Here is a 15,345-nt window from a genome sequence, read left to right on the forward strand (position 1 = left end):
CGGCGCCACCGCGTCACCACCGGCCGACCGTCGGTGGTACGCCCGCACCACCCCTGCACGGTGCCCCGACCGGGCACCGGCGACTCGCCCACCGAGAGAGGTTACCGCCATGCGAGACGAGGTCCGCACCTTCGTCATCGACCAGCTCCAGGACATGAACTACGACGTCGACGGGATCGACGACGACACCACCCTCGGCCCGTCCGGGGTGGACCTGGAGTCCCTCGCCCTGTCCGACCTGTCGGTCCGGGTGGAGGACCGCTACGGGCTGCGGTTCGCCGACGACGAGTCGGAGAAGCTGGCCCTGATGACGGTGGGGGAGTTCACCACCATGGTCGCCGAGCGGGTCGCCGGGGCGACCACCGACAACCGCTGATGTCCGGTCAGCCCGACCTGGGGCGAGCTGACCTGGTGGGCATGCTCGCCGAACTCACCGGCAAACCCGCCGACCAGATCCCGCACCGGGTCGGCTCGATGGAGCTGGCCTGGCTGGTGCACCTGGTCGAACAACGCTACGACGTCCGGATGGACCTCACCGACGACCAGCTCGCCGGCATCCGTACCGTGGACGACGCCCTCTCCGTGTTCCACACCTCGCTGACCGCCGCCGCTGATGGTTGAGCGGACCTCCGTCACGATCTCCGGCACGTACGCGGTCAGCGCCCTCGGCAGGGGGGTGGACGCGCTGCTGGCCGGGGCGCTGTCCGGAACGCCGGCGTTCCGGCCGGTCCGCCGCTTCGACACCACCGGCCGCCGGGTGACCGTCGCGGCCACCCGGCCCGACGTGGCAACCCTGCCGCAGGAACTGGCCGACGCGGTCGACGCGGCCTGCGACGCGGCCGGGCTCGACCCGACGCAGCGGGCCGGGTCGGCGCTGTTCCTGGCCACCCACGGCGGCCCCGCCACACTGCCCGGCCCGTACGTCGGCGACCGGCCGGTCGCGGACACCGACGACCCGTGGTGGGCCGGCGGCGAGCGGACCGGCGACGGTCCGGCCTGGCCGGAACTGCCCACCCTGGCCGCCCGGCTGGCCCGGCGGTGCGGGCTCGGCGGCCCGACCCGGGTCTACACCACCGCCTGCGTCTCGGCGACCAGCGCGGTGGCCGACGCCGCCGCGACGATCCGCCGGGGGGACACCGACCGGGTCGTGGTGGCCGCCGGCTACCTGGTGGAGCCGGACCAGTTCGCGCTCTTCGACGCCGGGCGGGCACTCGCCGCCGACGGCATGGTCCGCCCGTTCAGCACCGGACGCACCGGGTTGCTGCTCGGTGACGGGGTGGCCGCGGTCGTGCTGGAGTCCGCCACCGCGCTGCGCGGCCGGGGCGGCGAGCCGGTGGCGACCCTGGCCGGCTGGGGGCGGGCCGGCGACGCGCACCACCCCTGCCAGCCCGACCCGCAGGGTGGTGGGCTGGCCCGGGCGATCGGCGCGGCGCTGCACCGCGCCGACCTGCCCGCCGGGGTGGTCGGCTACGTCAACGCGAACGCCACCGGCACCGGGTACAGCGACGCCTCCGAGGCGGCGGCCCTCCGGTCGGCCCTGGGTGAGCGGGCCGGACAGGTGCCGGTCAGCTCCACCAAGGCGCTGCACGGGCATGCGCTGGAAGCGTCCGGACTGCTCGAACTGGTGGTCACGGTGGCGGCGCTGCGGCACGGGAAGCTGCCGGTCAACGCCGGTTGGCTCGGTCCCGACCCGGCCTGTCCGTTGGACGTGGTCGTCGCCGCGCCGCGTCCGGTGACCAGCCGCTACGCCCTCAGCCTCAACGCCGCCTTCGGTGGCGCGAACACCGCCCTGCTGGTCGGTGCGCCGTGACCGGCACGCGCGGCCCGGGGCACGGGATCGTCCCGGGCCGTCCGGCCGGCCACGGCGCACCCCGGGTGCTGGCGCAGGCGCGCTGGCCGGAGCCGGGTGACGGTCCGCCGCCGCCGCTGCCCGGGTTCGTGCACTCGACGTTCGCACCGCTGGTCGCGGCGGCGGCCGGACGCTGCCTGCAACGCCGGCCCACCCCGGCCCCGGCCGGCACCCGGTGCGCGGTGCTGCTGGTCAGCGCCGCCGGTGACCGGCCCAGCGCCACCCACGTCCGGTCGATCGTCGCCGCCGGGGGACGGGTCGGCCCGCTGTTCTTCTTCCAGTCGGTGCCCAACAGCGTCGCCGGACAGGTGGCCGCGCGGTGGGGGCTGACCGGCCCGGTGGTGTGCCTGAGCCCGACCGGTGACCCCCGTGCCGACGGGACCGCCGAGGCGGAACTGCTGCTGTACGACGGCGACGCCGACGAGGCATTGCTGGTCCTGATCGACGAGGCACCCGATGCGACGCCCACCGGCGCGGTCGCGGTGCTGCTGGGGGGAGGAGACGGTCCATGAAGACGAGGGGACTGCGGGGTGCGCTCGCCGCCGACCCGCAGCTCGGCGCCGGCAACGTGCTGGCCCGGGTACTGGCCCACGGCGCGGACCCACAGGGACCGGGGCTGACCTTCGACACCCCGGTCGACGGGCGTCCGGCCGGGCAGCCGCTCACCCTGGGCCAGCTCGACGAGCGGGTCGCCGCACGGGCGGCCTGGCTGCACGCCCGGGGGGTACGGCCGCGTGACCCGGTCGCCGTGTGGGCCACCGCCGCCGCCGACATGGTGCTGAGCTTCCTGGCGCTGACCCGGCTCGGCGCGATCCCGGCGCTGATGAACGGCAAGCTGCGTCCGGAGATCGCCGCCGAGTACGTCCGTCGGCTGCGCGGCGTCGGGGTGCTCGCCGACACCGCCCACACCGACCTGCTGGCCGGGCACGACCTCGGCGTACCGCTGCTGGGTACCCCGGAACAGGCCGGCACGGGTGACCCGGCGCAGGCTCCGGCCCACTACCGGCACCACCCCGACGACCCGATCGTCATCACCCACACCTCGGGGACCACCGGGGTGCCGAAGGCGGTGCTGCACTCGCACGCCAGCCTCTTCGCCGCCACCCGGCACCTGCTGTCCATGCCGCAGGCGCAGGGCACCCGCCGGATCCTCAACGCGCTGCCCGCCCCGCACACGGCGACGGTGCTCATGGTCAACCAGGCGCTGGGCAACCGGGCGGAGATGTTCCTGCTGTCCGAACAGGGCGGCGAGCGGGTCCTCGACACCATCGGGCAGTGGCGGCCCGACGGGGTGTTCGGTTTCTCGGTGACCTGGGCCGAGCTGGCCCGCTTCGACCTGAGCGGGTACGACCTGGAATCGGTGCGGCTGTGGTTCAACACCGGCGACTGCTCGCACGAGCCGCACGTCCGCCGGCTCGTCGCGGTCGGTTCGCGGGACGTGTTCACCCGGCAGGGCGTCACCCGGGTCGCCGGTTCGGTCTTCATCGACGGCCTCGGCTCCAGCGAGATGGGGCACTCGATGTTCCACATCACGCACACCGTCGACACCGACCGGTACGGCCGCTGCGTGGGCCGACCCTACCGGTTCGCCACGGTGGCCGTCCTCGACGCCGAGGGCAACGAGCTGCCCCCCGGCCAGGTGGGGTTCCTCGGCGTCGACTCGCCGTCGCTGTTCCGGGGCTACTGGAACGACTCGGTCACCAGCTACCGGTTCCGGCTGCGCGGCTGGTACCTCACCGGTGACCTGGTCCGCGCCGACGCCGACGGCCGCTACTACCACCTGGACCGGGCGGTGGACTCGGTGACGCTGCCCGACGGGCGGCGGTACTTCACCGCGCTGTCCGAGGAGCGGATCCTCGCCGCCTGCCCGGACGTCGCCGACTGCACCGTGCTGATCGTCGCCGAGGGCGACACGGTCACCACCGACGTGCTGCTGGAGCTGGCCACCGGGGCCGACCCGGCCGTCGACCGGACCGCCACGATCCGGGCCGCGCTCGGGGCGGACGTGGGCGCGACCCTGCGCCGGGTGGTGCCGGTCCGCCCCGACGACATCCCGGTCACCGTCACCGGCAAGGTCCGCAAGGTGGCGCTGCGCGAGCGCTATCTCGCCGGGTCGCCGTCATGACCGTCATGATCACCGGGATGGGCCTGTTCAGCCCGGTCGGACGGGGGGTGGATGCCACCTTCACCGCGTTGACCACCGGCCGCTCCGGGTTGAGCCGACCGCCCGAGGGGCACCCGGCCCGGGAATCGCTGGAGGTGGCGGGGGTGCTCCCGCCGATCGACCCGCGGACGGTCGCCACCGGCCCGGAGACCAGGGTGCTCGACCGGGTGGTGCTGTTCGCCCTGCTCACCGCCGCCGACGCGCTCGCCGACGCGGGCATCGAGGTGGGCCGGGACGTCGACCCGGCCCGGATCGGCGTCATCGTCGGCGGGGTCGGCGGCATGTCCACGCTGGAACAGCAGGTGATCGCCCGCACCGAACGGGGCCGGGCGGCGGTCAGCCCGTACCTGCTGACCGGGATCCTGCCCAACATGGCCTCGGCGCGGATCGCCATCGCCCACGGCATCCGGGGCTACAGCTCGGCTGTCGGCACGGCCTGCGCCTCCGGGGCGCAGGCGGTCGCCGACGCGGCCCGGCTGATCCGGGCCGGCGAGGCCGACGTGGTGCTCTGCGGGGCCAGCGAGGCCCCGCTCTTCCCGACCTTCGCCGACACCTTCGGCAACGCCCGCGCGCTGGCCCGGGGCTGGGCCGATCCGGCCGAGGCGAGCCGGCCGTTCGACCGGCGGCGCAACGGGTTCGTGCTCGCCGAAGGCGCCGCGCTGCTGGTGCTGGAACGCGCCGGGCACGCCGCCGCCCGGGGTGCCCGGACGTACGCGGAGGTCGCCGGCTACGGCAGCACCACCGACGCCCACCACCCGACCATCCCCCGGCCCGACGGCGAGGGCGCGGCCGACTGCATGCGTGCGGCCCTGGCCAGCGGGAACGTCGCGCCGGCCGAGGTCGGCTACGTCAACGCCCACGGCACCGGCACCAGACTCGGGGACATCGCCGAGAGCGCCGCGCTGGGCAAGGTGTTCGGCGTCGGAGGGGTGCCGGTCAGCTCCACCAAGGCGCTCACCGGGCACCTGCTCGGGGCGTCCGGGGTGGTCGAGGCGGCGGCGTGCGCGTTGGCGCTGCGGTCCGGTCTGCTGCCGCCCACCTACCACCTGGACGATCCGGACCCGGACTGCCCGGCGGACCACGTCCGGGGCACCCCGCGGGACACCCGGACCGACCTCGCGCTCACCAACTCCTTCGGATTCGGCGGGCAGAACGTCAGCCTGCTGTTGCGGCGGACCACCGACGCCCGACCCGCCGTGCCGGGGAGGTGATCGGTCCTGCGACCCGGGCCGCACGCGCCCGGACGGCAGTCACGGGGGGACATGGGGAAGGGCTGGAGAGATGGACATTCGTGGAATAGACCACATCGAACTGTACGTGGGGGACGCCCGACAGGCGGCCTTCTACTTCGGGACCGCCGTCGGCTTCACCCTGCGGGGGCAGGGCGGCCCGGAGACCGGACTGGTCGGGCAGCGTTCCCTGCTGCTGGGTCAGGCCGACATCCGGATGGTGCTGACCACCGGCCTCACCGCCGACCATCCCGCCTCGGGGTACGTGTCCCGGCACGGTGACGGGATCGCGGTGGTGGCGGTGGAGGTCGGCGACGCCGCCGGGGCGTACGCGGAGCTGGTGGAGCGGGGTGCCACGCCGGTGACCCCACCGCGCACCTGGACCGGCCCGGACGCCGAGGTGGTGACCGCCGAGGTGGGCGGCTTCGGCGACGTGCTGCACCGGCTGGTGGAGCGACGCGGCGACGCCGACGACTTCCTGCCCGGCGCGATCGAGGCGGTGCCGCCCGGTGGGACCGACCCGCGGCTGCTCGCCGAGATCGACCACCTGGCGGTCTGCGTGCCGCCCGGTCAGCTCGACGCCACCGTCGCGCACTACCAGCGGGTCTTCGGTTTCGCGCAGATCTTCGAGGAGCACATCGAGGTCGCCGGTCAGGCGATGAACTCCAAGGTGGTGCAGGACGCCTCCGGGCGGGTCACCCTGGTGCTGCTCGAGCCGGACGCCGGTCGGCGTCCGGGCCAGATCGACGCGTTCCTCACCGAGCACCACGGCGCCGGCGTGCAGCACCTGGGGCTGCGCACCGACGACATCGTCGGCGCGGTCGGCGCGCTCGGGGCCCGCGGGGTGCGGTTCGCCGGCACCCCCGCCACCTACTACGACACGCTGGAACAGCGGGTGGGCAAGGTCGACGCGCCGCTGGACCAGCTGCGGGACCTCAGCATCCTGGTCGACGCCGACCACGGCGGGCAGCTGTTGCAGATCTTCACCGAGTCAATGCACGTCCGACGCACCCTGTTCCTCGAACTCATCGAACGGCGCGGGGCGCGCACCTTCGGCAGCGGCAACATCAGGGCGCTCTACGAGGCCAAGGAACGGGAGCTGGCCGTGGCGGGGGCGACCCCCGCCGTCGCGGCCGGCACGGCATGAGGAGTTGGGCATGACCACGACACATCCGACGTTGACCGCCGAGGAGGAGGCGCTGCTCCCCTCGGACGAGGAGGTGCGCCACTACGCCGAGCACGGCTGGTACCTGTCGAAGAAGCTGCTCACCGACGACGAGGTGGACGCCCTGACGGCGGCCACCGACCGCTACTACGACGGCGAGCGGGACCGCACCCTGCCCGTCCGCCCGCCGAAACTGGCCTACTGGGATCCGTCGAAGGGGCCGGTGCAGCGGCACAACGACTACGTCCACGTAGAGCACGACGGCATCGCCGCGATCCTGCGCAAGCCGCTGATCGGCGCGGTGGCCGCCCGGCTGGCCCAGGCCGACGAGATCCGGATCTTCCAGTCCACCCTGATCTACAAGCCGCCGATCTCCGGTGAGCCGTCGAACATCGTGCCCTGGCACTTCGACAAGCACTACTGGTCGTCCTCGTCGTCGGAGAAGATGCTCACCGCGTTCATCCCGTTCCACGACTGCGGGGAGGAGATGGGCACCATCACCATGGTCGACGGATCGCACCGGTGGTCGGAGACCGGTGCGGACGACACCGTGGTCCGGCACTTCGCCGAGCGCGACCGCGACCAGCTGGAGGACATGCTGGCCGAGAACGCGGCGCACAACGGCGCGCAGATCTGCAAGATCCCGATGGTGATCCCCAAGGGACACCTGAGTTTCCACCACTGCCGCACCTACCACGGCAGCGGCCCCAACGTCAGTGGACGTCCGCGTCGGGCGATCTCGCTGCACCTGCAGGACGGCGACAACGCCCACCGGGAGTTCCCGCTCTCGGACGGCACCCTCGCCGCGTACAACCACGACGTGCTGGTCCGCCGTACCCCCGACGGGCGGCCGGACTACGCGGACCCCGACTACTGCCCGGTCATCTGGCGCGAGCGCGCCCAGCAGGAAGGCTAGAACATGTCACGGTACGACTGGGGTAAGACACACCCGGGCATCGAGCGGTTGGAGCAGGCGGTGACCGCCCGTCGCGAGGTGGTGGTCAAGCACCCGCTGTACGCCAACCTGGACACCCACGAGGCGCTGGTGACCTTCATGGAGCACCACGTCTTCGCGGTCTGGGACTTCATGTCCCTGCTGAAGTCGTTGCAGCGGCAGCTCACCTGCGTCGACGTGCCCTGGATCCCCACCGGGCCGACCGGCAGCCGCCGGTTGATCAACGACATCGTGATGGTGGAGGAGAGCGACGAGCTGGGCGAGGGCTTCATCAGCCACTTCGAACTGTACGTGCGGGGGATGGGTGAGGCCGGGGCCGACACCACCGCCGTCGACCGGCTGGTCGAGCTGCTGCGCGGCGGCGCGTCGGTGACCGACGCCCTGGTCGAGGCCGGCGTGCCCGCGCCGTCGCGGGCGTTCGCCGCCACCACCTGGCAGATCATCTCCTCGACCCCGGTGCACTGCCAGGCCGCCGCCTTCGCGTTCGGCCGGGAGGACCTGATCCCCGACATGTTCACCCAGGTCGTCGCGGTCAACGAGCGCAGCAACCGGCTGCACACCTTCGTCGACTACCTGGAGCGGCACATCGAGGTCGACGGCGAGCAGCACACCCCGATGGCGATGCAGATGCTCGCCGACCTGTGCGGCGACGACGACACCAAGTGGCAGGAGTGCGCGGACACGGTCAACCTGGCGCTGACCGCCCGCGCGCAGCTCTGGGACGACATCCTCGCCGCCGTCAAGGAGGGCCGCGACCGGTGACCGACGCCGACCCGGCCCGGCTCTACCGCACGGTACGGCTGATCCGTCGGTTCGAGGAGCGGGCCATCGCCCTGGTCCGCTCCGGGCACATCGTCGGCGGCATCCACCCCTACCTCGGACAGGAGGGTGTCGCCGCCGGCGTGTGCGCCGCCCTCGGCGAGGGGGATCTGGTCACCGGCACCCACCGCGGGCACGGGCACGTGCTCGCCAAGGGTGCCGACCCGGCCCGGATGATGGCCGAACTGTGCGGCCGGGAAACCGGACTGAACCGGGGCCGGGGCGGCTCGATGCACGCGGCGGACCTGTCCATCGGGGTGCTCGGCGCGAACGCCATCGTCGGCGCGTCCCCGGCGATCCTCACCGGCGCGGTGTGGGCGCACCGGCAGCGCGGCAACGCGGTGGTCGGGGCGAGCTTCTTCGGCGACGGCGCGGTCAACGAGGGGATGCTGCTGGAGGCGTTCAACCTGGCCGCGCTCTGGCGGGTGCCGGTGCTGCTGGTCTGCGAGAACAACGGCTACGCCACCACCATGCCGGTGGCCGGTGCGGTCGCCGGCACCATCACCGGCCGGGCCGAGGCGTTCGGCATCCCGGCCGTGGTGGTCGACGGGCAGGACCCGGAGGCGGTCCGGCGGGTCACCGCCGCCGCCGTCGCTCGGATGCGCGACGGCGGCGGGCCGGAGCTGGTCGAGGCCCGCACCTACCGGTTCGACGCCCACCACACCTTCGAACACTCGGTACGCCTGGAGTACCGCACGCCGCAGGAGGTGGCCGACGGCCGGTCCCGGGATCCGGTGGAGATCCAGGGTGCCCGGCTGCCGGCCGCCGCCCGGGAGGCCGTCGACGCCGAGGTGGAGGCGACCCTCGACGCGGCCGTCGCGTTCGCCCTGGCCGGCCCGGAGCCCGACCCGGCCGGGGCGCTGGACCACCTCTACGCCAGTGGGCTGACCGCCCGGGGAGGTAGCTGATGCCACGGCTGTCGTACCGCAAGGCGCTGAGCCGGGCGCTGGCCGACGAGATGACCCGGGACGAGGCGGTGTTCCTGCTCGGCGAGGACATCCGGGTGGGCGCGTCGAACGTCACCCCGGGCCTGCTGAAGCGGTTCGGGCCGGACCGGGTGCTGGACACCCCGCTGTCGGAGCAGGCGTTCACCAGCTTCGCCACCGGGGCCGCGCTGGCCGGGCTGCGGCCGGTGGTGGAGTTCCAGATCCCGTCGCTGCTGTTCCTGGTCTTCGAGCAGATCGTCAACCACGCGCACAAGTTCCCGATGATGACCGGTGGGCAGTGCGCCGTGCCGGTCACCTACCTGGTGCCGGGCTCCGGTTCCCGGACGGGCTGGGCGGGGCAGCACTCCGACCACCCCTACTCCCTCTTCGCGCACGTCGGGATCGTCACCGTGGTGCCGGCCACCCCGGCCGACGCGTACGGGCTGCTGGCGTCGGCGATCCGGCACGACGACCCGGTGGTGGTCTTCGCCCCCGCCGCCGCGCTGGACGTCCGCGACGACGTGGACTTCGCCACCCTCGCCCCGGTGCCGCTCGGGCGGGGGGTGGTCCGCCGGGCCGGCGACGACGTCACGGTGGTCGCCGTGGGGCACCTGGTGCACGACGCGCTGGCCGTCGCCGACGAGCTGGCCGACCAGGTGTCGGTGGAGGTGTTCGACCCGCGCACGCTCTACCCGTTCGACCTCGACGGGCTGGTCGACTCGGTGTCGCGCACCGGTCGGCTGGTGGTGGTCGACGACTCCAACCGCTCCTGCGGCATCGCCGCCGAGATCATCACCTCGGTACTGGAGCGGGTGCCGCTGACCGCGCCGCCCCGTCGGGTCACCCGGCCGGACGGCGCGGTGCTGCCGTTCGCGCCCGGACTCGACCGGGCGGTACAGCCCGGCCGGGCCGCCCTCACCGCCGCCATCCACCACGTGACCAAGGACTGTCCATGATCGATGTGAACTACCCGTGGCCGGAGCCCGGCCGGGCCTGGGCGGAACTGCCGGAGTCGAGCCGTACGGCGATGGTCGCCGCGGGGGCGCAGGAGTGGGAGCGGATCTTCCACGGTCGGGCGACGTACAACAAGCAGTGGCGGCTGGCCCGACCGCCGGTGCTGAGCGCCGACGCGTTCCGTGAGCTGAACGAGGTCTGCGACCGGATCGCCCAGCTCATCCTGGACGCCTGCCGTCGGCGCGCGACCACGGCCGGTGAGCTGCGCGCGGTGCTCGGGGTGCCGGCGGGGCAGACCCGGCTGCTGGACGAGGACGAGCCGCTGACCGAGGCGCTGCTGGCCGCGTACCGGCCGGACGTGCTGTTCTCCGGCGGTGAGCCGCGGATCGTCGAGTACAACATCGACAGCAGCCTGGGCGGCGGCTTCGACGCCGACACGGTGATCCAGCGGTTCGGCGCGCTCTACCGGGAGCGGGGGCTGCTCGACGGGCTGCCGGTCCGCCCCGCGCCGTCCCTGCTGGACCAGCGGTTCGTGGCGATCCGCAGCGAGCTGGGCCTGCCCGAGGGTGCCCGGGTGGCGCTGCTGATGGACTTCGAGGCCGACTATCCGGGGCTGGACGACCCGGAGACGTTCATCCGGATCCTGGCGCCGCTGGTCGACCAGGCCCGTCCGTTCGGCATCGACCTGGTCATCGCCCCGGTCGCCACGGCCACCCTGGACGCCGACCGGCGGCTGGTGGTCGACGGTGCCCCGGTGGACGCGCTGTTCCGGCTCTTCGTGCCCAACCGGGTCACCCCGAGCGCCGGGCTGGCGGCGGTGGCCGGGGCGCTCGACGCGGGCACCCTGCCGATGTTCGTCAGCGCCGCCGCCTGGCTGCTCGGCAACAAGATTAACTTTGCCTGGCTCTACCAGGACCTCGACCTGCTCCCCGCCGCCGACCAGGCCCTGGTCCGGCGGTACGTGCCGCACACCGTGGCGTTCACCGACGCCGAGCTGGACCGGGCGCTGGCCGACCGGGAGAACCTGGTCGTCAAGCCGGCCGACGGCTCGGCCGGTCAGGGGGTGCTCATCGGCCGGGAGCTGAGCGCCAGGGAGTGGGCGGACGGGCTGCGGGCCGCCCTGGACCGGGGCGGGGACATCCTCCAGCGGTACATGCCCGCCGACCGGGTCGCGATGGACTTCGTGCAGATCGAGACCGGCGAGACGGTCACCGCCGAGGTGCCGTACAGCATCGCCCCGTACCTGTTCGGCCGCACCGGCTCCGGTGCCCTCGCCCGGGTCGGCTACCCCGGCTGCGACGAGGTGCTCAACCTGGCCCGGGGCGTCCTGCTCACCGGCATCCTCCTGACCCCCTGACCCCCTGACCCCCTGACCCCCTCCCCCCGGATCCGGCTGGGCCGGTGGGGGGAGGGGAGGAGGGGTGGGGATCAGGAGGTGGGGCGGTCGGGGAGGCGGGTGGCCAGGTGGGCGCCGAGGCGGCGGATCGTCTCCGCGGCGGCGATGGCGTCGCTGCGGGCGCTGCCGTGTCGGCCGTCGCTGCTGTACATCGACGGGTCGCTGCCGGCCGGATGATCGGTCAGGTGCACGTGCAGCGCGCCCAGCCGGTCGGCGAGCCGGCCGGTACGTGAGGAGAGCAGCCGCATCCGGGTGTTGAGGCCGGGACGCAGTGCGGCCGGGACGGCCGGGCTGTGCGAGACGTCGAACATGCCCACCGTGATCACGTCCGCTCCGGCGTCGCGCAGCGCGCCGACGATCGCGGTCAGCTCGGTGTCGACCGCGTCCGGGTCGAACGCCGTCCGGAAGGCGTCGTTGCCACCGCAGGCGACCAGCGCCAGATCGGGGGAGAAGGCCAGCGCCCGGTCCAACTGCCCGGCCCGGACCTGCTGTGCCCGCAACCCGCGCCGACCCAGGTTGAGGTACGCCAACCCGGGCCGCACCGCCGACAGTTCGGCCGCGATCCGGTCCGCCCACTGCACGTCGGGGTACCCGTCGACCGGCTCGCACATACCCTCGGCGACGCTGTCGCCGAGCACCACGAACCGGTGCCACGGATGGCCGTGCAGCAGCGCGGCGCTCTCCCCCTCACGCAGGCAGTACGGATCGGTAGCTTCGGTCAACGTCGATGACATGGGCGGCAATGTAGCCGACCCCACCGGTGGCGTCGATCTCCGTGACCGGGCCGATCGCCTGATGGTCGTCCGGGTGCGCCGAGCCGTCGCCGCCGCCGGTTCCGTCCGCCCCGCTGCGTGCCCGGTCAGGTCGTGGTGGTCGTCGGTGGGGGTGTGGAGCGGCCCATCCGTAACGGCCCGACGACCAGGGGCAGCACGGTCAGCACCGCGCACACCACCGCCATCACCAGCAGCGCCGGGCGCAGCCCGAGGGCCGCCACCGACCAGCCGCCGAGCAGCGCCCCCACCGGCAGCCCGACGAACGCCAGCGACCCGGATATCCCCAGCACCCGGGTCTGCAACGCGTCCGGCACCCGTTCGTAGAGGGTGACGCCGAGCAGCGGGTTGACCGCCGCGATCCCGACCCCGGACAGGAACGTCACCACCAGCACCACCACCAGATGGTCGGTCAGCGCCAGGACCAGCAGCCGGGGCGCACCACTGAGCGCCGCCCCCGCGGCGAACACCAGGGTGCGGGGCAGCCGGGGGCCGAGCACCGTGAAGACCACGTTGCCGAGCAACGCACCCCCGGCGAACACCCCCAGCACCAGGCCGAACCCGGCCGGGTCGCCGAGTTCGTCGCGGACCCACAGCGGCACCCAGACCGCCGTGTTGGCGGCGGCGAACATGTTCAACGCGGAGACCACCACCAGCATGGTCAGCAGCACCCGGTCGGTGCGCAGGTAGCCGAAGCCGGTGCGCAGCGCCCGGAAGTAGCTCTCCCGGGGCGCGGCCGGGGCGTCGGTGGACGGCGGACGGACCAGCACCGCGACCAGCAGCGCGCAGAGCGCGAAGGTCCCCGCGTCGATCCAGATCGCCCGGGTCACCCCCACCCAGTCGATGAGCAGACCGCCGGCGACCGTGCCGAACAGCGCCACCCCGCGCAGCAGCCCGTCGTAGGTGGAGGTCAACCGGATCAGCTCCACCCCGGCGCGCTGTGCCGCCGGCCGGAACATCACGTGCTTGACCCGGTCGCCGATGCCGCGCAGTCCGCCGGCCACCGCGACGAGGGCGACCAGCGCCCCGAACCCCAGCCACGGGGCCAGGGCCACCACCGCGATGACGGCCGCGCTCGCCGCGTCCACCGCGATGGAGGTACGCCGTACCCCGAACCGGTCCGCCCACGGGGTGGCCAGTGAGCTGGAGAGCATGTACGGAAGGAACTCCGCCGCCGCGACGATGCCCATCTTCGCCGGGCTGCCGGTGGTGGTGAGCACCAGCCAGGGGATGGCGACCACCGAGATCCGACTGCCCAGGTTGGAGATCAGATCGGCGGCGACCAGGGTGACCAGTTCCCGCCGTGCGGCCCGCCGGGTCGGCGGTCCGACCTCTCCCGCCGACTCCCCCCGCCGGCCGGTGTGCGGCTGGCCACCGGCACCGGGCTCAACAGCGGTACCGGCACCGGGGTCGGTCGCAGGACCGGGACCGGTGGCCGTCCACGGGTCGGGCGCGGGGTCGGTGGTCGTCCGGGGGCCGGCGTCGGCGTCGGCGGTCATGACGGGCTGCCGACCGGATCGACGGGACGTCCGGCCGCGTACCGGTCCCGCAGCGCCCGCTTGTCCACCTTGGCCGACCGGTTCAGGGGCAACGCGTCGACGAACTCCACCGCGCCGGGCGCCCAGGTGTCACTCAGCTCGGCGGTGACCAGCCCGATCAGCTCCGCCCCGGTCACCGTCGCCCCGGGCGTCCGGACCACGTACGCGTGGGGCAGTTCCCCGGCGACCGGATCGGGCACCCCGATCACCGCCGCCGCCCGTACCTGGGGATGCCCGGCGAGCACGTCCTCGATCGGCCGGGAGTAGATCGGCCAGCTGCGTTGCCGGGTGAGGATACGGTCCTGTAGCCGGTCGACGAGGTAGAGGAAGCCGTCGGCGTCGAGGTGGCCGATGTCCCGGGTCCGCACCCAGCCGTCGACCAGCGTCTCGGCGGTCAGCTCGGGCTGGCCGTGGTAGCCGTGGAAGCTGAGTCTGGTCCGCACCCAGACCTCGCCGTCGGCACCGGCCGGCAGCACCCGCCCGTCGGTGTCGCGGATCTCCACCGTGACGTCCCCGTACGGCCGGCCGCAGGAGCCCAGCCGCTCCGGGTGCGCCGGGTCCTCGGTGAGGCCGGGCTGGGCGCAGATCACCACCGCCTCGCTCAGGCCGTACACGATGCGCAGGCACGGCCCGAACCGGGCGATGGCCTGGCGCAGCCGGGCGGGCGCGGCCGGTCCCGCGCCCACGTTGAACATGAACATCGCGGAGAAGTCCGCCCCGGGCAGGGCCGGATGGTCGAGCACCTCGTAGAGCATCGGCGGGGTGACGAAGGTGGAGGTGAGCCGCTCGGCGTCCACGGTGGCGATGAACGTGGCCGGATCCCACTGCTGGCGCAGGAAGAGCACCCCGCCGGTGAACAGGTTGAACAGGGTGGTGATCTGCCCGCTGGCCAGCCACATCGGGGAGTGCGACAGGTGCCGCAGCAGCGGGAAGCCGGCGGCCCGGAAGTCGGCCGCCAACGCCAGCACCTGCCGGTAGAAGCTCTCCCGGTGGTGCACCAGCTTGGGGGTGCCGGTGGTGCCGCTGGTCTGGAGGAACGACTCCGGGACGCCCACCGGGACGGGCAGCTCGACCGGCGCGGCGTCGGCGGTGGGTTGCCCGCCGGGCGGAGCGGCGTCGGCGGTCAGCTCGACGCCCAACCGCAGCACCGGCACCCCGGGCAGCGAGGCGGCGATCTGATCCCCCAGCCCGTCCGGCGCGTACGCGTGGTGCACGAACACGTCGGGGCGGGCCAGCCGGACGAACTCGTCGATCTCCCGACGGGAGGTGACCGGGGCGATCCACATCGTCCGGCAGCCGAGCAGGTGCAGGGCGAGCTGGAGCAGCGGACCCTCGACGGCGTTGCCGAGCATGACCAGCACCGCCGCGCCGGGCCGTACCCCGTGGCCGGTGAGGGCGTGGGCCAGCCCGCGTACCTCGGCGGCGACCTGCGGGTAGGTCAGCCGGCGTCCGTCGCCGACCAGCGCCTCCCGGTCGCCGAAGCGGGCGAACAGCTCCAGTGCGTCGTGCACGTAGGTGGTGGAAACGTCGGCCCCGTCGGTCATCGCACAGCCCCCAGGTCGAGCGGCGGGTCGTCGGCG

The 15,345-nt window shown here is 73.8% G+C and carries 15 protein-coding genes; 12 read left to right on the plus strand and 3 right to left on the minus strand.

Features of this window, described 5'->3' with window-relative positions; translation table 11 throughout:
• The first annotated feature begins 109 nt into the window (after nt 1-109).
• From O7612_RS14120 to O7612_RS14175, 12 genes are all read left to right on the plus strand, one after another.
• On the plus strand, nt 110-376 hold the full coding sequence (locus O7612_RS14120; protein WP_067308421.1) for an acyl carrier protein: 267 nt from the start codon (nt 110-112) through the stop codon (nt 374-376).
• Nucleotides 376-621, plus strand: a complete 246-nt coding sequence (locus O7612_RS14125) for an acyl carrier protein (protein ID WP_282273686.1) — start codon at nt 376-378, stop codon at nt 619-621. The genes O7612_RS14120 and O7612_RS14125 overlap by 1 nt, the downstream gene beginning before the upstream one ends.
• Nucleotides 614-1,810, plus strand: coding sequence for a beta-ketoacyl synthase N-terminal-like domain-containing protein (locus O7612_RS14130; protein ID WP_282273687.1), 1,197 nt, complete (start codon nt 614-616; stop codon nt 1,808-1,810). The genes O7612_RS14125 and O7612_RS14130 overlap by 8 nt, the downstream gene beginning before the upstream one ends.
• A 26-nt stretch (nt 1,811-1,836) precedes the next feature.
• The gene (locus tag O7612_RS14135) at nt 1,837-2,361 is read left to right on the plus strand and encodes a beta-ketoacyl synthase chain length factor (protein WP_282273911.1); all 525 of its coding nucleotides are present in this window, start codon (nt 1,837-1,839) and stop codon (nt 2,359-2,361) included.
• Nucleotides 2,358-3,974, plus strand: a complete 1,617-nt coding sequence (locus O7612_RS14140) for a class I adenylate-forming enzyme family protein (RefSeq protein ID WP_282273688.1) — start codon at nt 2,358-2,360, stop codon at nt 3,972-3,974. Before O7612_RS14135 ends, O7612_RS14140 begins: the two co-directional genes overlap by 4 nt.
• The gene (locus O7612_RS14145) at nt 3,971-5,224 is read left to right on the plus strand and encodes a beta-ketoacyl-[acyl-carrier-protein] synthase family protein (RefSeq protein ID WP_282273689.1); all 1,254 of its coding nucleotides are present in this window, start codon (nt 3,971-3,973) and stop codon (nt 5,222-5,224) included. Before O7612_RS14140 ends, O7612_RS14145 begins: the two co-directional genes overlap by 4 nt.
• Nucleotides 5,225-5,294: 70 nt before the next feature.
• Entirely contained in the window at nt 5,295-6,389 is a 1,095-nt protein-coding gene (gene hppD, locus O7612_RS14150) for a 4-hydroxyphenylpyruvate dioxygenase (protein WP_282273690.1), read from the plus strand.
• 10 nt (nt 6,390-6,399) lie between these two features.
• Nucleotides 6,400-7,323: a phytanoyl-CoA dioxygenase family protein gene (locus tag O7612_RS14155; protein WP_282273691.1), complete on the plus strand. Its 924-nt coding sequence runs from the start codon at nt 6,400-6,402 to the stop codon at nt 7,321-7,323.
• 3 nt (nt 7,324-7,326) lie between these two features.
• Nucleotides 7,327-8,124, plus strand: coding sequence for a DUF3050 domain-containing protein (locus tag O7612_RS14160; RefSeq protein WP_067308400.1), 798 nt, complete (start codon nt 7,327-7,329; stop codon nt 8,122-8,124).
• Nucleotides 8,121-9,089, plus strand: a complete 969-nt coding sequence (locus O7612_RS14165; protein WP_282273692.1) for a thiamine pyrophosphate-dependent dehydrogenase E1 component subunit alpha — start codon at nt 8,121-8,123, stop codon at nt 9,087-9,089. Before O7612_RS14160 ends, O7612_RS14165 begins: the two co-directional genes overlap by 4 nt.
• Nucleotides 9,089-10,063 (plus strand): transketolase C-terminal domain-containing protein, encoded by a 975-nt coding sequence (locus O7612_RS14170; protein WP_282273693.1) that lies wholly within the window; start codon nt 9,089-9,091, stop codon nt 10,061-10,063. The genes O7612_RS14165 and O7612_RS14170 overlap by 1 nt, the downstream gene beginning before the upstream one ends.
• Nucleotides 10,060-11,418 (plus strand): hypothetical protein, encoded by a 1,359-nt coding sequence (locus O7612_RS14175; RefSeq protein WP_282273694.1) that lies wholly within the window; start codon nt 10,060-10,062, stop codon nt 11,416-11,418. The genes O7612_RS14170 and O7612_RS14175 overlap by 4 nt, the downstream gene beginning before the upstream one ends.
• Before the next feature lie 71 nt (nt 11,419-11,489).
• Here O7612_RS14175 and O7612_RS14180 read toward each other — a convergent pair whose 3' ends face one another.
• The 3 genes from O7612_RS14180 to O7612_RS14190 all read right to left on the minus strand — a co-directional run bounded on the left by O7612_RS14180 (nt 11,490) and on the right by O7612_RS14190 (nt 15,309).
• Nucleotides 11,490-12,191, minus strand: coding sequence for an SGNH/GDSL hydrolase family protein (locus O7612_RS14180; RefSeq protein WP_282273695.1), 702 nt, complete (start codon nt 12,189-12,191; stop codon nt 11,490-11,492).
• 125 nt (nt 12,192-12,316) lie between these two features.
• Nucleotides 12,317-13,726: an MFS transporter gene (locus tag O7612_RS14185; protein WP_282273696.1), complete on the minus strand. Its 1,410-nt coding sequence runs from the start codon at nt 13,724-13,726 to the stop codon at nt 12,317-12,319.
• Nucleotides 13,723-15,309 (minus strand): AMP-binding protein, encoded by a 1,587-nt coding sequence (locus O7612_RS14190; RefSeq protein WP_282273697.1) that lies wholly within the window; start codon nt 15,307-15,309, stop codon nt 13,723-13,725. Before O7612_RS14190 ends, O7612_RS14185 begins: the two co-directional genes overlap by 4 nt.
• Nucleotides 15,310-15,345: the final 36 nt, after the last annotated feature.

Origin of the sequence: Micromonospora sp. WMMD987, assembly GCF_029581435.1 — a bacterium.
Lineage (GTDB): Bacteria > Actinomycetota > Actinomycetes > Mycobacteriales > Micromonosporaceae > Micromonospora > Micromonospora rifamycinica.